This window comes from Mammaliicoccus sp. N-M50, assembly GCF_022386995.1.
GTDB classification, from domain to species: Bacteria; Bacillota; Bacilli; order Staphylococcales; family Staphylococcaceae; genus Mammaliicoccus; species Mammaliicoccus sciuri_A.
Genome location: NZ_JAJNJA010000001.1, coordinates 374,387 through 394,871, shown reverse-complemented (window position 1 = coordinate 394,871; position 20,485 = coordinate 374,387). Strand labels below are relative to the sequence as shown.

General features: G+C 33.1%; 19 protein-coding genes. All 19 read left to right on the top strand.

Translation table 11 applies throughout. The features are described from left to right. The 19 genes from ftsL to LQ622_RS01870 all read left to right on the top strand — a co-directional run bounded on the left by ftsL (position 1) and on the right by LQ622_RS01870 (position 20,475). The gene (gene ftsL, locus LQ622_RS01960) at positions 1-381 is read left to right on the top strand and encodes a cell division protein FtsL (protein ID WP_037587528.1); all 381 of its coding nucleotides are present in this window, start codon (positions 1-3) and stop codon (positions 379-381) included. Then, entirely contained in the window at positions 368-2,623 is a 2,256-nt protein-coding gene (locus LQ622_RS01955; RefSeq protein WP_037587531.1) for a penicillin-binding protein, read from the top strand. Before ftsL ends, LQ622_RS01955 begins: the two co-directional genes overlap by 14 nt. Before the next feature lie 44 nt (positions 2,624-2,667). After that, entirely contained in the window at positions 2,668-3,633 is a 966-nt protein-coding gene (gene mraY / locus LQ622_RS01950) for a phospho-N-acetylmuramoyl-pentapeptide-transferase (protein ID WP_191836221.1), read from the top strand. 1 nt (position 3,634) lies between these two features. Beyond that, the gene (gene murD / locus LQ622_RS01945) at positions 3,635-4,984 is read left to right on the top strand and encodes a UDP-N-acetylmuramoyl-L-alanine--D-glutamate ligase (RefSeq protein ID WP_107596655.1); all 1,350 of its coding nucleotides are present in this window, start codon (positions 3,635-3,637) and stop codon (positions 4,982-4,984) included. Between the two features lie 27 nt (positions 4,985-5,011). Continuing rightward, positions 5,012-5,956, top strand: a complete 945-nt coding sequence (locus LQ622_RS01940; RefSeq protein WP_191836222.1) for a cell division protein FtsQ/DivIB — start codon at positions 5,012-5,014, stop codon at positions 5,954-5,956. A 109-nt stretch (positions 5,957-6,065) separates the two neighbouring features. Continuing rightward, positions 6,066-7,439, top strand: a complete 1,374-nt coding sequence (ftsA, locus tag LQ622_RS01935; RefSeq protein ID WP_239774636.1) for a cell division protein FtsA — start codon at positions 6,066-6,068, stop codon at positions 7,437-7,439. Between the two features lie 28 nt (positions 7,440-7,467). Next, entirely contained in the window at positions 7,468-8,625 is a 1,158-nt protein-coding gene (gene ftsZ / locus LQ622_RS01930) for a cell division protein FtsZ (protein ID WP_037587538.1), read from the top strand. Positions 8,626-8,684: 59 nt separating this feature from the next. Next, on the top strand, positions 8,685-9,476 hold the full coding sequence (gene pgeF, locus LQ622_RS01925) for a peptidoglycan editing factor PgeF (RefSeq protein ID WP_239762325.1): 792 nt from the start codon (positions 8,685-8,687) through the stop codon (positions 9,474-9,476). A gap of 8 nt (positions 9,477-9,484) precedes the next feature. Next, entirely contained in the window at positions 9,485-10,156 is a 672-nt protein-coding gene (locus LQ622_RS01920; protein WP_107617819.1) for a YggS family pyridoxal phosphate-dependent enzyme, read from the top strand. An 11-nt stretch (positions 10,157-10,167) separates the two neighbouring features. Further along, positions 10,168-10,743, top strand: coding sequence for a cell division protein SepF (locus LQ622_RS01915; protein WP_107596659.1), 576 nt, complete (start codon positions 10,168-10,170; stop codon positions 10,741-10,743). A gap of 13 nt (positions 10,744-10,756) precedes the next feature. Further along, a complete protein-coding gene (locus tag LQ622_RS01910; protein WP_037587547.1) occupies positions 10,757-11,053 on the top strand; it encodes a YggT family protein in 297 nt (98 codons plus the stop codon). Positions 11,054-11,124: 71 nt separating this feature from the next. Further along, positions 11,125-11,898 (top strand): YlmH family RNA-binding protein, encoded by a 774-nt coding sequence (locus LQ622_RS01905; RefSeq protein WP_239762326.1) that lies wholly within the window; start codon positions 11,125-11,127, stop codon positions 11,896-11,898. Positions 11,899-11,916: 18 nt separating this feature from the next. Beyond that, positions 11,917-12,501 (top strand): DivIVA domain-containing protein, encoded by a 585-nt coding sequence (locus LQ622_RS01900; RefSeq protein ID WP_025904594.1) that lies wholly within the window; start codon positions 11,917-11,919, stop codon positions 12,499-12,501. 201 nt (positions 12,502-12,702) lie between these two features. Next, positions 12,703-15,453, top strand: a complete 2,751-nt coding sequence (ileS, locus tag LQ622_RS01895) for an isoleucine--tRNA ligase (protein WP_204168363.1) — start codon at positions 12,703-12,705, stop codon at positions 15,451-15,453. 288 nt (positions 15,454-15,741) lie between these two features. Further along, positions 15,742-16,698 carry an LPXTG cell wall anchor domain-containing protein gene (locus tag LQ622_RS01890; RefSeq protein ID WP_126476912.1) on the top strand — a complete coding sequence of 319 codons (957 nt, stop codon included), beginning with the start codon at positions 15,742-15,744 and terminating at the stop codon, positions 16,696-16,698. A 187-nt stretch (positions 16,699-16,885) separates the two neighbouring features. Continuing rightward, positions 16,886-17,365, top strand: coding sequence for a signal peptidase II (gene lspA, locus LQ622_RS01885; RefSeq protein ID WP_037587555.1), 480 nt, complete (start codon positions 16,886-16,888; stop codon positions 17,363-17,365). After that, entirely contained in the window at positions 17,362-18,285 is a 924-nt protein-coding gene (locus tag LQ622_RS01880) for an RluA family pseudouridine synthase (protein ID WP_103361372.1), read from the top strand. The genes lspA and LQ622_RS01880 overlap by 4 nt, the downstream gene beginning before the upstream one ends. Before the next feature lie 215 nt (positions 18,286-18,500). Continuing rightward, positions 18,501-19,028: a bifunctional pyr operon transcriptional regulator/uracil phosphoribosyltransferase PyrR gene (pyrR, locus tag LQ622_RS01875; RefSeq protein ID WP_025904587.1), complete on the top strand. Its 528-nt coding sequence runs from the start codon at positions 18,501-18,503 to the stop codon at positions 19,026-19,028. A gap of 145 nt (positions 19,029-19,173) precedes the next feature. Continuing rightward, positions 19,174-20,475 carry a solute carrier family 23 protein gene (locus tag LQ622_RS01870; protein ID WP_037587560.1) on the top strand — a complete coding sequence of 434 codons (1,302 nt, stop codon included), beginning with the start codon at positions 19,174-19,176 and terminating at the stop codon, positions 20,473-20,475. Positions 20,476-20,485 lie beyond the last annotated feature (10 nt).

Below are 20,485 nucleotides of genomic sequence, written 5' to 3'. Positions count from 1 at the left end.
ATGGCAGTAGAAAGAGTATATCCGAATTATAGACCTGATGAGTGGCAAGAGCCACAACTCGAACCACAGAAGAAAAAAGTAAAAAAGACCAAGGTAGTAGGAATATCGAGGATCGAAAAAGTCGTATACATATCATTAATAACTATGATTGCGTTGATAAGTATTTATATGCTATCTTTAAAAATGGATGCGTATAATAACAAGACACAAATCGCAGAATTAGACAGTAAAATTGAACAACAACAAACAACAAACAGTGATTTGAAGACGGAATCAATGAAACAATCGTCATACGAACGCATCTACGAAAAAGCTGAAGACTACGGTCTAAAGTTGAATAATGACAATGTAAAGGTAGTGCGTAGTGATGCCCAAAATTAAAATAAAGAAAAATAAAATAGGAGCAGTCCTCTTAGTAAGTTTTTTCGGACTGCTCTTTTTTATATTGGCCGTAAGATATTCGTATTTAATGATCAGTGGTCACTCAGCTGGTGAAGATTTAGCGTACAGGGCAAGTGAGAAATATTTAAGACAAACAGTCGCTGAACCTGAACGTGGAAAAATTTATGATCGTAATGGTAAAGTGCTTGCCGAAGATACAGATAGTTATAAATTAGTGGCAATATTAGATAAAAAAATGAGCGAAGGTAGCGATAAACCTCGACACGTAAAAGACAAGAAGAAAACAGCTAAAGCATTAGCTAAAATTCTTGATATGGATGAAGATGATATTTTAGATAAACTTAAAACTAAAAATGCCTTTCAAGTTGAGTTTGGTCAAAAAGGTAAAGATTTAACTTATAAACAAAAAACACAAATTGAAAAGCTTAAATTACCAGGATTGACGTTTGAAACGGAGAAAAAAAGATTTTATCCTAATGGTAATTTCGCGTCTCATCTAATAGGTTTAGCAGATAAAGACCCAGATACGAATAAATTAAAAGGTGTATCAGGTGCTGAAAAAGTATTTGATAGCTATTTAAAAGGAAAAACGGGTAAAAACTCTTATAAGCAAGATATATGGGGTATGCTCGTACCGAACAGTGAAGATAGTATTAAAGCGCAAAATGGTGATGATGTACATCTTACACTAGACTCTAATATTCAAGTCTTTGTTGAAAATGCACTCGACGAAATGGTAGATCGCTATGAACCTAAAGATTTATTTGCGGTTGTCATGGATGCGAAAACTGGTGAAATTCTAGGTTACAGTCAGAGACCTACGTTTAATCCTGATACGAAAAAAGACTTCGGGAAAAAATGGGCGAATGATTTATATCAAAATACTTACGAACCAGGTTCAACATTCAAAACATATGGTCTAGCTGCAGCAATTGAAGAAGGTAAATTCGAACCAAACAAGAAATTTAAATCAGGTCATAGAGAAATAGATGGATTTAAAATTTATGATTGGAACGATGATGGTTGGGGAAATATCCCTATGACAACTGGATTTACATATTCAGCGAATACATTAATGATGAAACTTCAAGACTTAGTCGGTGCTGATAAAGCAAAGGCATATTATGAGAAATTTGGTTTCGGTAAAAAAACAGGTGGCTTATTTGATAGTGAAGCGCCAGGGAATATTGCATTTGATAACGAACTTCAAAGAAAGACATCTTCATTTGGTCAGTCTACTACAGTAACGCCAATCCAAATGTTACAAGCTGAAACAGCTATTATAAATCAAGGTAATATGCTCGAACCTTATTATGTAAAATCGATTCAAAACAAAGAAAGTAACGAAACGATTAAAAAAGGCGAGAAAAAAGTAGTTGGTAATCCAATATCTAAAGATACAGCCAAGAAGACAATGACAGAATTAGATAAAGTAGTAAATAGTAAAGAAAGTCATGCTACTAACTATAAAATAGATGGTTACAGAGTTGCAGGTAAAACCGGTACAGCTCAAGTACCAGATACTAAAAACGGTGGTTATGTAGATGGTGCCAATCCTTATTTCGTAAGCTTTATGGGCTATGCGCCAGCTAAAGATCCTGAAGTGGTAGTTTATGCTGGTATGTCACTTGCACAAAAACGTGACTTAGAGGCGTATGAGTATGGTGTATCAAGAGGTTTCAATCCAATTATGGAAAACACATTGAAATATTTAGATGTAGAAGAAACTGAAGGCAAAGCTAAGACAAATGAATCAGATGTACCAGATGTTGTTAATATGAGTACACAAAAAGCAACTGATGCAATAAAAGGTAAAAAACTTGAGCCAATTGTAATTGGTAAAGGTGATAAAATTAAGAAACAAATACCGCTTAAAGGTAAAAATGTCCAAGATAAAGAAAGGATTTTACTCGTTACAGACGGTGAAATGACGATGCCTGATACTGAAAATTGGACTAAACGAGATTTACTAAAATTACAAGAAGCGACAGGTATTGAAGTAGAATCAGAAGGTTCTGGTTATGTTTCTGAGCAATCTGTCAGTCAGAACCAAACAATTAAATCTGGTACTAAAGTTAAATTTACACTTTCTAACAATCATCCGAATGGTGATGATTCAATAGGACAAGTTCCAGATGATGAAGAAACATCTAAAGATGAAAGCAAAAATAAAGATGATAAAAAAGATAGTAAAGAAGAAAAAACATCTAGTGAATCATAAATCACAGGATGATAGATAATATACAAAAGAAAAGGTGAACAATTATGAATTTTACGCTACCTGTCATTGCGTTTTTATTGACTTTGATACTAGTACCCGTTTTAATCCCAACACTTAAAAAATTAAAATTTGGGCAAAGTATTCGAGAAGAAGGACCTAAGAGTCATATGAAGAAAACAGGAACACCAACTATGGGTGGATTAACGTTCTTATTAGCAACAATCGTTGTAACAATCATTGCGTTATTCTATGTTGAGCAAGTAGGTCCGCTCATTCTGTTATTATTTGTAACACTAGGTTTTGGACTTATTGGTTTTATAGACGATTATATTATTGTCGTTAAGAAAAATAACCAAGGTTTAACAAGTAAACAAAAATTCTTAGCTCAAATTGCGATAGCCGTTGTATTCTATATCGTAAGTGTTATATTACCAAACTATGAATTTGAAACTGCCATCAACATTCCGTTTACTGATTGGTCATTACCATTGTCTGTTTTCTACATTATATTCATAGTATTTTGGCAAGTTGGATTCAGTAATGCTGTGAACTTAACAGATGGATTAGATGGTCTATCAACTGGTTTATCCATCATTGCATTTGGTTTTTACGCGGCACTATCATTTATTCTTGATAAACCAGAAATAGGGTTATTCTGTTTAGTGATGCTTGCAAGTTTATTTGGATTTTTAATTTACAACAAGTACCCAGCAAAAGTGTTCATGGGAGATACTGGAAGCTTAGCGCTTGGTGGTATTTTCGCAACGATTTCAATCATGCTTAACCAAGAAATAACATTATTATTAATCGGTTTAGTATTTGTAATTGAAACATTATCAGTTATGTTACAAGTAACGTCATTCAAGCTTACAGGAAAAAGAATATTTAAAATGAGCCCATTGCATCACCATTTCGAATTAGTTGGTTGGAGTGAATGGAAAATAGTATTAGTATTCTGGGCTACAGGTATCGTTACTGGTGCAATTGGTTTATGGATAGGGGTAATGTAATATGAAAGCATATGATGCATTAAAAGAGAAACCTGTTCTTATTTTAGGTTTAGCAAAAAGTGGATATGAAAGTGCAAAGTTATGCCATAAATTAGGAGCTGAAGTAACAGTTAACGACGGTAAAGATTTATCATCTGATCCGCATGCACTTGAATTAGAGCAACAAGGGATACGTGTAATCAGTGGTGAACATCCATTGTCACTACTCGATAATAAGCCTTTAATCGTAAAAAACCCTGGTATACCTTACAATATTCCACTATTGCAAGAAGCGATGAATCAAGGATTGGATATCATAACAGAAGTTGAATTAAGTTATTACATTTCAGAAGCACCTATTATCGGTATTACCGGTACAAATGGTAAAACTACGGTGACTTCTTTAATAGGTGATATGTTTGGTAATAGTAAAGTGAATGGTCAAGTTTCCGGTAATATTGGTGTAGTTGCATCAAAAGTTGCTCAAGAAGTTACGAAAGACGATTATCTTATTACTGAACTATCTTCATTCCAACTTTTAGGAACAATCCATTATCGTCCGCATATCGCGATTGTTACAAATATTTATTCTGCACATTTGGATTATCACGGTAGTTTAGAAGAATACCAGAATGCTAAGAAAAATATTTTTAAGAATCAAACCGAAGACGATTATTTAATTTTTAACTATGAACAAAGACATTTAATCAATACAGATGATATTAAATCTAAAATATTATATTTTTCAACTAATCAAAAAGTAAATGGCATTTATATTGAAGATGATTATGTCGTATATAATGGTATAAGAATTATCAATACGCAAGATATTGTATTACCTGGTAAACATAATTTAGAAAATGTACTTGTAGCTGTATTAGCTTCATTATTATCTGGTGTTGACGTGAAGTCGGTTGTGCATACTTTAACAACATTCTCAGGTATTAAACATAGACTTCAATATGTTGGGAATAATAGAGGTAATAAGTATTACAATGACTCTAAAGCGACGAATACTTTAGCGACACGATTTGCTTTAAGTTCATTTAATTCGCCAATCATTTGGTTATGTGGTGGATTAGATAGAGGAAATGACTTTGATGATTTAATACCATATATGGATAATGTCCGTTTGATGGTTACATTTGGCGAAACAAAAGATAAATTAAAAACGTTAGGTGCGAGTCAAGGTAAAGAGGTCTTGCAAGCAAATGACGTTAAAGATGCCGTCAATTTGATTCAAGATTATATACAATCTAATGATGTTGTCTTACTATCACCAGCGTGTGCAAGCTGGGATCAATATGATACATTTGAAGCGCGTGGCGACGAATTTATTGAAAGTTTCCAAAAACATTTACCAACATTTTAGAAATTGTGAAAAGAAGGAGTGACAACCGTGAATAAAAGTTCTGATAACAATGATGATATATTGCAATTTGAAACGACTACGGAAGATGAACGATTAGAAATTTTAAAGAAGAAAAGAAAACGTAGACGTCAAATTCAATTAGGTGTATTCATAGGTGTTATACTCCTTGTTATCTTGATTTTACTGTACATGTTTACAGACATCAGTAAAGTTGATCAAGTGGACATTAAAGGTGAAGAAATCGTATCTAAAAAGGATATCGAAAAAGCTTTAGACATTAAAAAAGATTCTCGAATATACAATATTCCTGTAAGTGATATGAAATCGAAAATCGAAGAAATTGAAGGCGTTAAAAGTGTTGAAATTAAACGTCATTTTCCAAATGATTTAACGGTAAATGTAAATGAATATGAAACGATTGGCTTAGTTAAAGAGAAAAAACGTTACGTACCGTTATTAGAAAATGGAAAAACAATTAAAAACTTATCAACAGATTTACCAATTGATGTTCCGATTTTGAATGATTTCAGTTCTAAAAAATTAAATAAATTGATTCCTGAATTGAAAAAGGTGAAACCTAAAGTTAAATCAATGATATCGGAAATTAATTATAAGCCAGGTGAGAACAATCAGAATAGAATCCAACTATTTATGACAGATAATGTAGAAGTTGTTGGAGATATTCAAACTTTTGCGAATAAAATCAACTATTATCCAAGTATTTCTGATAAATTAGAGAGAGACAATTCTGGAGCGCTCAAAACACCTGGATTTTTAGATTTACAAGTCGGTGTAACATTCTTACCGTATGAAACAGAAGAACAGCAAAAAGAACGTTCAGAAAAAGAAACAAAACAAGATGAAAACAATAAAACTGAACAGAAAAAATTAGACCAAGCATTACAAGATTTATCTAAAGAATTGGATAAATCTGGAGAAGAACCAAAATCAACTGAGAAATCAGAAGAATAAGTAAAAAAATCAATAAATAAACCTATAATTAGTTCACATTAAATCAAGTATCATGTAAACTAATAATAGTTTAAATTTGATTATCATGTGTTAGAGGAGGTGCCTATCGATGGAGGAACATTATTATATTAGTTTAGATATAGGTTCATCGAGTGTAAAAGTAATAGTAGGAGAAAAATTTCATAATGGCATTAACGTGATAGGTACAGGGCAAACTTATACGAATGGTATAAGAAATGGTTGTATAGATGATTTTGATATCGCTAAACAAGCAATTAAAGATACAATCAAAAAAGCAGCAATTGCTTCTGGAATAGATATTAAAGAAGTATTCTTAAAAATGCCTATCGTGAATACAGAGATTTACGACGAAAAATTTGAAATACCTTTTGATGGTACAGAAACTGAAATAAATGGCAGTCATATAGAATCAGTATTAGAGGGCATTAGAGAATTGAATGATGTACCTGAAACTGAAGTCATTGGTGTATTCCCAATGAAATTTATTGTAGATGACTTACATGAGGTTTCTGATCCTAAAGAGATGGTTGCAACGCAATCATTAAAAGTAGAAGCAGGCGTTATCGCAACATCAAAATCATTATTAATCAACATCATTAAATGTGTTGAATCTTGTGGAGTAGATGTATTAGAAGTATTTTCTGATGCTTATAACTATCAATCTATATTATCTCCAACAGAAGTTGAACTTGGTGCTTGCGTCATTGATATTGGTGAAGATTTAACGCAAGTAGGCTTTTATGAAAGAGGCAATTTAGTTGATGCTGATACGATTGAAATGGCAGGTAGAAGCATAACAACAGATATTGCGAAATCATTAAATACTACATATGACAATGCCGAGAAGATTAAACAACAATATGGACATGCATTCTACGATTCTGCATCAGATCAAGATGTCTTTAGTGTTGAACAAATTAACGAAGATGGTCACGCACAATTCACTCAAAAAGAATTAAGTGAAAATATTGAATCAAGAGTAGAAGAAATTTTCTTTGAAATATTTGATTTATTACAAGATATGGGTATTACAAATGTTAACGGTGGATTCGTCGTAACAGGTGGTACTTCAAACCTACTTGGTATTAAAGAATTATTACAAGATATGGTTAATGAAAAAGTACGTGTACATACACCGTCTCAAATGGGTATACGTAAACCTGAGTTTACTTCTAGTATATCTACTATATCTAGTGGAATTAACTTTGATGAGCTACTAGATTATGTTACAATGAATAATTATGACGCTGATAATGTCGAAGAAGAAACATACGAAGAAGAAACTCAAGAAACTAAAGTTAAACCATATGAACAATGGTTTAAAAAGAAATCAAACAAAAACAATGACGCAAAAGCTTCAAATTCTGATCATGACAGAGTCTCCGAAACAGAATATGATTCGGAAAGTCAAGAAGAGAAGCCAAGTGTATTAAAAAAATTAATGAAATCGTTATTTGATTGATGGGTCATAAAGATTAGGAGGATAATAAATGTTAGAATTTGAGCAAGGGTTTAATCATTTAGCTACTTTAAAAGTAATTGGTGTTGGTGGTGGCGGTAATAACGCTGTTAACCGCATGATAGATCATGGAATGAACAATGTAGAATTTATTTCTATTAATACAGATGGTCAAGCTTTAAACTTATCTAAAGCTTCATCTAAAATTCAAATTGGTGAAAAATTAACACGTGGATTAGGTGCAGGTGCAAACCCAGAAATCGGTAAAAAAGCTGCTGAAGAATCACGTGAACAAATAGAAGATGCTATTCAAGGCGCTGACATGGTATTTGTTACTGCTGGTATGGGTGGCGGAACTGGTACAGGTGCTGCACCAGTTGTTGCTAAAATCGCAAAAGAGATGGGTGCATTAACTGTTGGTGTTGTTACACGTCCATTTAGCTTTGAAGGACGTAAACGTCAAACTCAAGCTGCTGCTGGTGTAGAATCTATGAAAGCTGCAGTAGATACATTAATCGTTATTCCTAATGATCGTCTTTTAGATATCGTTGATAAATCAACACCTATGATGGAAGCATTCAAAGAAGCAGATAATGTATTACGTCAAGGTGTACAAGGTATCTCGGACTTAATCGCTGTTTCTGGTGAAGTTAACTTAGACTTTGCTGACGTTAAGACTATTATGTCTAACCAAGGTTCAGCATTAATGGGTATCGGTGTATCTTCTGGTGAAAATAGAGCAATCGAAGCTGCTAAAAAAGCCATTTCTTCACCATTATTAGAAACTTCAATCGTAGGCGCACAAGGTGTCTTAATGAACATTACAGGTGGAGAGTCACTTTCACTATTTGAAGCTCAAGAAGCAGCAGATATTGTTCAAGATGCAGCAGACGAAGATGTTAATATGATCTTTGGTACAGTTATAAACCCAGAATTACAAGACGAATTAGTCGTTACAGTAATTGCTACTGGATTTAATGACAAACCTTCTAATGCTCGTAAACCACAAGGTGGCGGAGCATTTGGTGGAACTACAGAAGAACCTGCTTCTAAAAGAGAAGAAGGAGAATCACTAGGTAGAAAAGCTTCATTTGAAAATAAATCAGCAAATGAATCAACTGATGATAGTGATATTCCAAGTTTCATTCGAAATAGAGAAGATAGACGTTCTAGACGCTCTAGACGATAAATGAACTTAAAAAGTCATCAGGCTAAGTCCTGATGACTTTTTTTGTTAGGAGAGATGAAATGAAAGAGATTTTTAATCAACATAATCATTATTTATCATATGAAGCCGATGATAGAAATGATTTAACGATAGGTATTACAACTCGTCAAGGTGGTTATAGTCCATATCCGGAGAATGCATTTAATATGGCGCGATATATCAATGACGATCCAGATAATATTTCAAAGCATCAGCAAATATTAGCCAATGAAATTAATTTTAGTTGTGACAATTGGGTATTTCCAATTCAAACACATGAGAATAAAGTTCGAGAAGTATCTTCAAAGGATAAAGGTACAAATATCAATGCATTAACTGAAGCACTTCATGGAATAGATGGACTTTATACTTATGAGTCTGACCTATTATTAACGATGTGCTTTGCAGATTGTGTACCAATCTATTTATATGATACGCAAAATGGTTATATTGGTCTTTGTCATGCCGGATGGAGAGGTACGTATTCCCAAATTATTAAAGAGATGATTGAACAATATAACGGAGACGTTTCAAATTTGAGAGTTGTTATAGGACCATCCACATCTGACAGTTACGAAATTAACGAAGACATTTATCAAAAGTTCAAAACATTACCAATAGACTCTGAAGCGTACATTGTACAAAGAGGACAAGATAGATACGCCATAGATTTAAAACAAGCAAATGAACTACTTGCCATACATTATGGTGTTAATCCTGAACATATCGTTAAGACGAATCATTGTACGGCTAGTGAAACGGATTTATTCTTCTCATATAGAGTAGAAAAAGGGCAAACTGGTAGAATGCTTGCATTTATAGGTAGAAAGTAGGTATAGATTTGAAATCAGTAAAAGAAAATTTAGTAGAAATCAATTCACAAATTTGTAACAGTAGTGAAGAATCAGAATTTAATACGGCGCCTCAAGTGATTGTTGTGACAAAATATGTTACAATAGACCGAGCTAAAGAAGCTTATGAAGCAGGCTTGAAAAACTTTGGAGAAAATCGTATTGAAGGATTTTTGGAAAAGAAAAAGCATCTTCCAGATGATGCTATCATGCATTTTATTGGATCATTACAAACAAGAAAAGTAAAAGACATCATTAATGAAATTGATTATTTACATGCATTAGATAGATTAAAATTAGCTAAAGAAATTGAAAAACGTGCTGAACATGTTGTAAAATGCTTTGTTCAAGTGAATGTTTCGGGAGAAGAATCAAAACATGGCATGTCGCCTGATGAAGTTATCCCATTTATTCGAGAGCTTAAGGATTTTAAACATATTGAAATAGTTGGTTTAATGACTATGGCACCATTAACTGAAGACAAAATAAAATTAAGACAATATTTTAACCAACTAAGATTATTGAAAGAGAAAGTACAATCCTTAAACTTATCATATGCACCTTGCACTGAATTATCTATGGGCATGAGCAATGATTTCAATGAAGCAATATTAGAAGGTGCTTCTTATGTAAGAATTGGTACAAAATTAGTTGGCGAATAGGAGTGTAAATTATGGCAATTAAAGATGTATTTAAAGGCTTTTTCGTAGTCGATGAAGAAGAAGAAGTATACGAAGAGCCACAAAGAGAACAAACAAAATCACCACAACAAGAATCATCTATACAAGAACAAAAACCAAAACAACAATCTTTAAAAAGTGTACCAACACAAAAATCAAATACAACTAGATACCAATCACAACGTTCTCGTGATTTTAAAAAACCTGAAAGGAAAGAGGCCATGACTGAGAAACGTACAAATTCATCTCAAACGAATGTCGTTAGTATGAGCGGGAATATGGATTTTGCGCAAAGTTCAAAAATGTGCTTATTTGAACCAAGAGTATTTTCAGATACGCAGGATATCGCCGATGAACTTAAAAATAGACGTACAACATTAGTAAACTTACAACGCATTGACAAAGTATCAGCTAAAAGAATTATAGACTTCTTGAGTGGTACTGTTTATGCGATTGGTGGAGATATAAGACGTGTAGGAACAGACATCTTCTTATGTACACCTGATAATGTTGAAGTAGCTGGATCAATTACTGAGCAACTAGAACAAGTTGAACCTTATCAAGAATAGAGGAATTTAAGATATGGATAGTGGATTATTAAGTACGATATTAGGCTTTGTATTATTCGTCGTTAAAATTTATCAATATGGTATGATCGTTTATTTCCTTACATCATGGTTACCAGGCGTTAGGGAAGGCGCATTTGGACAATTTTTAGGGAAAATATATGAACCATTTTTAGAACCATTTAGAAAAATCATCCCACCTTTAGGTATGTTAGACATATCTTCATTAGTGGCGTTTATAACGTTAAGTTTATTCTATGTTGGTTTAGTTAATATATTTAATATGATTGTACCTGTAATGCCAATATTATAATTAAACGATAAATGACAGTAGGGTGAGACGTAATGTCACATCCTATTTTTTATTGAATTAGAGGTGTCAAAATGGATATATATCAACACTTTAGAAAAGAAGAAAAAGAGATTATTGATTTATTTTTAAATAGGTGTGAAGTTGCTGAACGAAATTATCAACCAGTGCTTACAGAATTTCTGGACCCTAGAGAACAATTTATATTACAAACAATCGTGGGTGGCTTCGATGATTTAAATGTACATTACTTTGGTGGGAATGAAGAATCAGAAAGAAAACGTGCAATCGTCGCACCTGATTATTTTGAACCGACTGAAGCGGATTATGAGATGGTTCTTATTGAGCTTACTTATCCTTCAAAATTTGTTAAATTGACGCATCGTAATGTATTAGGTACGATCATGTCGCTTGGGATTGATAGAAATCAACTAGGGGATATTATTGTTAATGACCGTATACAGTTTGTTTTGACAAAGAGATTTGAATCGTATATTATGATGGAATTAACAAAGATTAAAGGTGCTGGAATCAAATTGAGTTCTATTCCATTCCAAAATATGATACAATCAAGTGAGAATTGGCAGACACATGACGCAACTGTAAGTGCATTGAGATTGGATGTAATCATTAAACACCTTACAAATACGAGTAGAACAATTAGTAAGAAATTGATTGAAAGTAAACGCGTTAAAGTCAATTATAGAGAAATCGAACAAGTAGACTTTATAGTCGAAGAAAATGATTTGATCTCTATTAAAGGATATGGACGTGCGAAGATCATTCAAAATAATGGAACTTCAAAAAAAGGCAAGATAAGAATAGCTTATCGAACATTGTTTAAATAGTGCTGAGGAGGAAAACTTATGGCATTTACCCCAGAGGAAATCAAACAAAAAGAATTTAGTAGAGTTCATAAAGGATTAGATGAAACTGAAGTACGTGGATATCTACAAACTTTAAGTGATGAAATTGAAAAATTAAAATCAGATAAAGCGCATTTACAAAGTATTATAGATGATAAAGAAGAGAATATTAGTCGATTCAAAGCAGTCGAAAATACAATCTCTGACGTATTATTACAAGCGCAAAAAACAAGTGAAGAAACGAAACATACTGCTGTATTAAAAGCAGATGCTATTATTAAAGAAGCAGAGGGACGTTCTGATCAAATCGTTAATGATGCACTTCAAAAAGCGCGTCATATCAGTTTCCAAACTGAAGATATGAAACGTCAATCAAAAGTCTTTCGTTCACGTTTCCGCATGTTAGTTGAAGCGCAATTAGATTTATTGAAAAATGAAGATTGGGATTATTTACTGAATTATGATGTCGATCAACAAAAAGTTACTGAAGAAAATATTGACATTTTGAACAAAGAAGAAGAAAATAATCAAGAACAGATAAATAATCAAGCAGTTAAAAGTGAAGAGGACAAGTCTGAAGAATAAACGAATTGAGAAGCGAGTTAGGGATAGTGAGAGCCTAATAAATTCATTTCTTTAGGTATCACCTGTTTGCGAATATGATATATGTTTAATGAGTGAACTCTAAGTTGAGTTAATAAGGGTGGTACCGCGATGTATGTCGTCCCTATTATTTCAGCTTAGAGTTTTTTTATATTATTTTTATTAAGAAGGAGATTAAGACTTATGGATTACAAAGATACGTTACTTATGCCTAAAACAAGTTTTCCAATGAGAGGTGGTTTACCAAATAAAGAACCACAAATTCAAGAAGAGTGGAAAGAGAAAGATTTATACAATAAAATTTTAGAAAAAAATAAAGGTAATACACCATTTATTCTTCATGATGGTCCTCCATATGCTAATGGTAATTTACACATGGGTCACGCTTTAAATAAAATTTTAAAAGATATCATCGTTAGACAAAAAGCAATGTCTGGATATTATGCACCTTACGTGCCAGGTTGGGATACACATGGTTTACCAATCGAGCAAGCTTTAACAAACAAAGGTGTTAAAAGAAAAGAAATGTCAATTGCTGAATTCAGAGAAAAATGTAAAGAATTTGCATTAGAACAAATTGAATTACAAAAAGCTGATTTCAGACGTTTAGGTGTAAACGGTGATTGGGATAATCCATATATTACGTTAAAACCTGAGTTTGAAGCGGCACAAATTAGAGTATTCGGTGAAATGGCTGCTAAAGGTTTAATCTATAAAGGTAAAAAACCAGTTTACTGGTCTCCTTCAAGTGAATCGTCATTAGCTGAAGCTGAAATTGAATACCAAGATAAAAAATCACCTTCAATCTATGTAGCATTTAATGTAGTAGATGGTAAAGGTGTTGTAGATGAAGATGCAGCATTTATTATTTGGACTACAACTCCATGGACAATTCCATCAAACTTAGCAATTGCTGTTAATCCTAAATTGAACTACGTACAAGTAAATGTAGAAGGCAAAAAATACGTTGTTGCCCAAGCACTTCTTGATTCAGTTTGTGAAGCATTAGACTGGAATAAAGAAACAATTACAATTGATAAAGAATTCAGTGGAGCTGAATTAGAATATGCAACAGCGCAACATCCGTTTATCGATCGTACTTCATTATTAATTTTAGGTGACCACGTTACAACTGATGCAGGTACAGGTTGTGTTCATACAGCACCAGGTCACGGTGAAGATGACTATATCGTTGGTCAAAAATATGGTCTAGGCGTGCTTAGTCCAATTAATGATAAAGGTGTATTCACTGAAGAAGCTGGAGAATTTGAAGGTCTATTCTATGATAAAGCTAATAAAAATATCACTGAAAAATTAGACGAAGTTGGCGCATTATTAAAACTTACATTCTTCAAACACTCATATCCACATGACTGGAGAACTAAAAAACCAGTTATTTTCAGAGCTACTGAACAATGGTTCGCTTCAATCAGTAAAGTAAGACAAGATATTTTAGATGCAATTGATGATACGAAGTTTAAAATCGATTGGGGTAAAACACGTCTTTACAATATGATCAGAGATAGAGGAGAATGGGTTATCTCTCGTCAAAGAGTATGGGGTGTACCTCTACCAGTCTTCTACGCTGAAAATGGCGATATTATCATGACTGAAGAAACAATTAATCATGTTGCAAATCTATTCGAACAACACGGTTCAAATATTTGGTTTGAAAGAGAAGCGAAAGACTTATTACCAGAAGGCTTTACGCATGAAGGTAGCCCAAATGGTGAATTCACTAAAGAAACAGATATTATGGACGTATGGTTCGATTCAGGTTCAACTCATAGAGGTGTGTTAGAAACACGTCCAGAATTATCATACCCAGCTGATATTTATTTAGAAGGTAGTGACCAATACAGAGGTTGGTTTAACTCTTCAATCACTACATCAGTAGCAACTAAAGGTATCTCACCATACAAAATGTTACTTTCTCACGGTTTCGTAATGGACGGAGAAGGTAAGAAAATGAGTAAATCATTAGGTAACGTAATCGTTCCTGATAAAATTGTGAAACAAATGGGTGCTGATATCGCGAGATTATGGGTAAGTAGTGTAGACTACTTAGCAGACGTACGTATCTCAAACGACATCTTAAAACAAACTTCTGATGTATATCGTAAAATTAGAAATACATTCCGTTTCTTATTAGGTAATGTGAATGATTTCAATCCAGCAACAGATAGTGTGAAATATGAAGATATGCTTGAAATCGATCAATATATGCACAATAGATTAAATCAATTTATTGGCCGTACATTATCTCACTATGAAGCATTCGACTATCTAGATATTTATCAAGATATTCAAAACTTCATTAACGTAGAATTAAGTAACTTCTACTTAGACTACGGTAAAGATATCCTTTATATCGAACAAGTAGATTCATTAAAACGTCGTAGTATGCAAACAGTGCTTTATGAAACATTAGTTAAATTAACTAAAATTTTAGCACCAATCATTCCACATACAGCTGATGAAATTTGGGGACATATTCCACATGTTGAAGAAGAAAGTGTTCATTTAACAAATATGCCAGACCCACATGAAGTTGATACAGAATTAGTGGAAAAATGGTCTAAACTGATGAAATTAAGAGACGATGTTAACAGAGCATTAGAAGTTGCACGTAATGAAAAAGTAATCGGTAAATCATTAGAAGCACACATCACATTATCAAACTCAGAAGACTTTGATACAGTTGAATTCTTAAGTCAATTCCAAGACTTACAACAACTCTTCATTGTATCTAAAGTAGATGTCGTTGATGAATTAACAGACGGCGAAGCATATGAATATGTGAAAGTTAAAGTGAAACATGCTGACGGAGAAAAATGTCAACGCTGTTGGAACTATTCAGACGAACTAGGCTCAGTAGGCGAATTAGATAACCTATGCCCACGCTGTCAAACAGTTGTAAAAACATTAGTATAAATTTAATAATCATAAACGAACTCACGAGATATAAATCTCGTGAGTTTTTTTGTAGAAAAAATTATGTCTAACAATTTTTATATGAGGCATAATTTAATATGATAAATGTAAAAAAATATATTGAATGGTAAAAATTTACATTGTATAATATCCTTAATTAATCTGAGGTATAAATTTCTTCAATATAGATAAAGTATAGGCGATAAAAATATAAACCGAAATATAAGAAAGTTATATGAAGGTTAAAATTTAAAATACTATATTTGTATTCAAAAAGGGGAGAAGTTTATGTTAATGAAAATACTTTTATCAACATTGTTATGTACAACACTAACTACACCTTTAATAGGTAAAGTTAATGCAGAAGAAGTGAAACAAGATAAACCTGTTAAATATGTGTTTCATAATGGAGGAAATTCTGGAGTAATTATTAATTTAGATGGTTCAATGACAATACCTGACCCTAACGGAGACCATTGGGATGTTGTAGGTATGCCAGTCGACCTTTATGTGAAGAAAAATGGTGTAGATACTGATGAACTCACACCAAAGTATAAACACATATGGGATCAATGGGCGTACTATGATTTTTATGCATCAAAAGGTCGAACTGCTGATTTATTCGTTGGAGAACATCCTAGACCATTAGATGGGGAAATATTTGTACCTAAATATGATAATACTTCAGATAACACAAAAGTTGATGATAAAATAGATAATCAAAATAATGTAAATGATAAGAATAATGACAAAAAAGATGAACCTAAAAATGATCAAACAGTACCTAATAAAAACACTACTGACAATCAGTCTATGACAGAACAACCAAAACAAGATGTTCCTGCTAAAGTAGAACAACCGGCTAAAGTTGATAAAAATTCTGATACTCATAGTAATGTAGTTGATAAGAAAGATACTGCTAATCAAAATAAAGCTAATACAAATAAAGATAATAAGGCTATATCTAATAATAAATCTAATGATCAAAATAAAGTGGCAATGAATAATCAAAAGTCTGATCCTCAATCTTCTGATTCTTCTAAAAAGGTTGATATGAAAAAAGAAGACAATAATAAAGATGTAAAGGCTAAGGCTACTGACAATAAAGCTAAATCTGATAAACAACAAAAAGAATTACCTAAGACGGGTGAAAGTGATAGTACGTGGTTACGTAATGGTTTAGTCATTTTATCTGCTTTAATTTTTCTTGGTATTTATAGATTGTCTCGTAAGTATGAAGTGTAATTTAATGAATGAAAGAGATTAAGCAATTGTGGTTGCTTGATCTCTTTTTGTTTTGTTTATTAGTTTCTTATTTATGCGAGAAAATATATGTGATGTGGTGTTTGAATTAGATGTGTAATTTAAAAGATCATATTAACAATTAGGTCGTGTTATGTGGTAAAATAATCAAGATTGGAGTGGAAAGCAGATGCGTAAAGGTTACAATGTACCGATTTGGAGTACTTTTATTATTATATTAATCGCGCTTGATCAACTTACTAAATTTTTAATTGTTAAATCTTTAGAAGTGGGTGAGTCTATAAAGGTTATCAGTAATTTTTTATATATTACATCTCATAGAAACCAAGGTGCTGCTTGGGGGATTTTACAAGGGAAAATGTGGTTATTTTATATCGTAACAATTGTCGTGCTCGTTATTTTATTTATGTTCTTTAAGAATGAAGGATATGGACGACCTGATGTTCAACTTGGACTAAGTTTATTAATTGCAGGGTCAATTGGTAACTTTATAGATCGTTTGTTTAGAGGAGAAGTTGTTGATTTTGTTGATACATATATTTTCAGCTATAATTTCCCGATATTTAATGTAGCAGATGCTGCTTTAACGATAGGTGTCATTGTATTGATAATTGTGATTTTATTTGAGGGCAAGGAGGAAAAAGCTTGAATACATTTGAATTTAAGATAGAGACAGAAAATGAAATTGGTGTAAGAATTGATAAATTATTACCTGATTTGAATCCAGATTGGTCAAGAAATCAAATTCAAGATTGGATTAAATTAGGTTTAGTTGAAGTAAATGGTAAAGTCATTAAAGCAAATTATAAGACGAAGCTTAATGATGTGATTGTTGTGACTGAGAAAGTAATCGAAGAGGTCGATATTGTCGCAGAAGATTTAGGTATTGAGGTTTATTATGAAGACAAAGATGTTGCGGTCGTTTATAAACCTAAAGGTATGGTTGTGCATCCAGCACCTGGCCATTATACAGGTACGTTAGTAAACGGATTGATGTATGTGATTAAAGATTTATCAGGTATTAATGGTGAAATTAGACCTGGTATTGTACATCGTATAGATAAAGATACATCAGGTTTATTGATGATTGCTAAGAACGATATTGCACATAGAGGATTAGTTGAACAGTTAGTTGATAAAACTGTGACAAGAGAATATACAGCACTTGTACATGGTAATATACCTCACGAATTTGGAACAATTGAAGCACCAATTGGTAGAAATCCTAAAGAACGTCAAGAAATGGCGATTGTGGATGATGGTAAAGAAGCTGTGACGCACTTTAATGTAATTGAAAAGTTCGAAAAATATACATTGGTTAAATGTCAATTAGAAACGGGTCGTACGCACCAAATCAGAGTGCATATGAAACATATTGGTTTTCCTTTAGTAGGCGATCCTAAATATGGACCGAAGAAGACATTGAACATTGGTGGACAAGCTTTACATGCTGGATTATTAGGATTTGAACATCCAGTTACTGGTGAATATATTGAAAAAGAAGCGCCTCTACCAGAGTATTTTGAAACATTATTAGAGAAATTAAGAAATCACGAAGATAAAAAATAAGTACAACGTGTAATAATACTTATTTAATTTTATTTAAACTTTGACATCATATGAAAAAAACGATATTATTGTTTTAACAATTAAAGCGTCTTTAACAGACAGTCCAGAGAGGCTGAGAAGACATAATATGAGCGTGTAGACCATATTTGTATGGTACTAGTGTATACTCATGTCTTCTAAAGACGTGAGTATTTTTTTGTGGAAGGAGATTGAATATGGCTGAGAGGTTAATCATGGATGCTGCTGCTGTAAACAGAGCATTAACAAGAATGTCACATGAAATACTTGAAAAGAACAAAGGTACTAAAGATATTGTCTTGTTAGGCGTAAAGACAAGAGGTGTATTTCTTGCGAATAGAATTGAGCAGAAAATCCAAGACATCGAACAAGTTCAAGTACCAACTGGAGAAATTGATGTTACACATTATCGTGACGATGTTCAGAATCAGCAAGGTACGATTAAAGTGAAATCATTTAATATCGATGTAGATATTAACGATAAGCATGTCATTATTGTAGATGATGTCCTTTATACAGGTAGAACGGTTAGAGCTTCATTAGATGCTATATTAGATCACGCAAGACCACGAAAAATAAGTTTAGCAACTTTAGTCGACAGAGGTCATAGAGAGCTTCCGATTAGAGCAGATTATGTAGGTAAGAACGTTCCAACATCATCTAATGAATCAGTTGTCGTTGAACTAGAAGAGTTTGACCAACAAACAGCAGTAAAATTAAATTAAATAAATCCTTTTAAATCAGTACGAGAGACTGGCAAAGGAGCTTATATGGTTACAGGAGATAACTATACCTTTATAGGTATCACTGTATACATAGATCCCTTTGCATATCTTGTAAAGGGATCTTTTTTTGAATAGGAGAATGGAAATGTCACATAATGAAGAAATGTTTAAACGAACAGTAGAACCCATACTAGATGTTAATGATAAACCTAAAGCATCACAATGGTTCTTCTTAAGCTCACAGCATTTATTTGCAATGTTCGGAGCAACGGTACTTGTACCATTTCTAACAGGCTTACCTGTTTCAGCAGCACTCATTGCATCAGGCTTAGGAACGCTACTTTATATACTGATAACGAAAGGAAAGATACCAGCTTATCTCGGTTCGAGCTTTGCATTCATAACGCCGATTATTGTCGGACTCAAGACACATGACCTTGGTGAAATGCTTGTCGCATTATTTATGAGTGGTGTTCTTTACGTCATTATCGGTTTGATTATAAAGGTTACAGGCACGAATTGGTTGCTTAATCTGTTACCACCAGTTGTAGTAGGACCTGTCATCATGGTTATCGGACTTGGATTAGCGCCGGTAGCCGTTAACATGGCGATGTACACAGATTCAAATGCAATGAAAGGCTATAGTGGCATTTACATTACAGTCGCACTCATCACATTAATTACAACAATTATCGTTTCAGTATTTTTCAAAGGATTCTTATCAATCATTCCAGTACTTATCGGAATTATTGTTGGATATATATCTTCATTATTATTTGGAATTGTGGACTTAGCGCCGATTTCAAAAGCAAAATGGATTCAAATGCCTGATATTTACTTACCGTTTCATGATTACACACCATCGCTACAATGGGGACTTATCTTAATCATGCTGCCAATCGTTTTTGTAACGGTTAGTGAGCATATCGGTCATCAAATCGTCATCAATAAAATTGTCGGTAAGAACTTCTTCAAAGATCCAGGTTTACACCGCTCATTAATCGGTGACGGGGTATCAACGATGATGGCTTCAATTATTGGTGGGCCACCAAGTACGACATACGGTGAAAACATTGGCGTACTTGCCATTACAAGAATTTATAGTATATGGGTAATCGGTGGTGCAGCAGTACTTGCACTAATCTTAGGATTTGTTGGTAAATTCACAGCGATGATTTCAACAATACCAACACCAGTTATGGGTGGTGTTTCCATACTATTATTCGGAATCATTGCTTCAAGTGGTTTGAGAATGTTGGTGGAGAACAATATCGACTTCGGTGACAACCGTAACTTGATCATTGCTTCTGTCATTCTCGTATTAGGAATTGGTAAAGCACATTTAGACTTCACAGGTATTGGCATACATTTAAACATTGAAGGTATGGCTTTAGCAGCAACAGTAGGTATCTTGCTCAATCTTATATTGCCAAAGAAAATAAAATAATTCTCAGGAG

Excerpts from the sequence above, each read along its gene's own strand:
- ftsL (WP_037587528.1), top strand. The coding sequence starts at position 1 with ATGGCAGTAGAAAGAGTATATCCGAATTATAGACCTGATGAGTGGCAA.
- LQ622_RS01955 (WP_037587531.1), top strand. The coding sequence starts at position 368 with ATGCCCAAAATTAAAATAAAGAAAAATAAAATAGGAGCAGTCCTCTTA.
- mraY (WP_191836221.1), top strand. The coding sequence starts at position 2,668 with ATGAATTTTACGCTACCTGTCATTGCGTTTTTATTGACTTTGATACTA.
- murD (WP_107596655.1), top strand. The coding sequence starts at position 3,635 with ATGAAAGCATATGATGCATTAAAAGAGAAACCTGTTCTTATTTTAGGT.
- ftsA (WP_239774636.1), top strand. The coding sequence starts at position 6,066 with ATGGAGGAACATTATTATATTAGTTTAGATATAGGTTCATCGAGTGTA.
- ftsZ (WP_037587538.1), top strand. The coding sequence starts at position 7,468 with ATGTTAGAATTTGAGCAAGGGTTTAATCATTTAGCTACTTTAAAAGTA.
- pgeF (WP_239762325.1), top strand. The coding sequence starts at position 8,685 with ATGAAAGAGATTTTTAATCAACATAATCATTATTTATCATATGAAGCC.
- LQ622_RS01915 (WP_107596659.1), top strand. The coding sequence starts at position 10,168 with ATGGCAATTAAAGATGTATTTAAAGGCTTTTTCGTAGTCGATGAAGAA.
- LQ622_RS01910 (WP_037587547.1), top strand. The coding sequence starts at position 10,757 with ATGGATAGTGGATTATTAAGTACGATATTAGGCTTTGTATTATTCGTC.
- LQ622_RS01905 (WP_239762326.1), top strand. The coding sequence starts at position 11,125 with ATGGATATATATCAACACTTTAGAAAAGAAGAAAAAGAGATTATTGAT.
- LQ622_RS01900 (WP_025904594.1), top strand. The coding sequence starts at position 11,917 with ATGGCATTTACCCCAGAGGAAATCAAACAAAAAGAATTTAGTAGAGTT.
- ileS (WP_204168363.1), top strand. The coding sequence starts at position 12,703 with ATGGATTACAAAGATACGTTACTTATGCCTAAAACAAGTTTTCCAATG.
- LQ622_RS01890 (WP_126476912.1), top strand. The coding sequence starts at position 15,742 with ATGTTAATGAAAATACTTTTATCAACATTGTTATGTACAACACTAACT.
- lspA (WP_037587555.1), top strand. The coding sequence starts at position 16,886 with ATGCGTAAAGGTTACAATGTACCGATTTGGAGTACTTTTATTATTATA.
- pyrR (WP_025904587.1), top strand. The coding sequence starts at position 18,501 with ATGGCTGAGAGGTTAATCATGGATGCTGCTGCTGTAAACAGAGCATTA.
- LQ622_RS01870 (WP_037587560.1), top strand. The coding sequence starts at position 19,174 with ATGTCACATAATGAAGAAATGTTTAAACGAACAGTAGAACCCATACTA.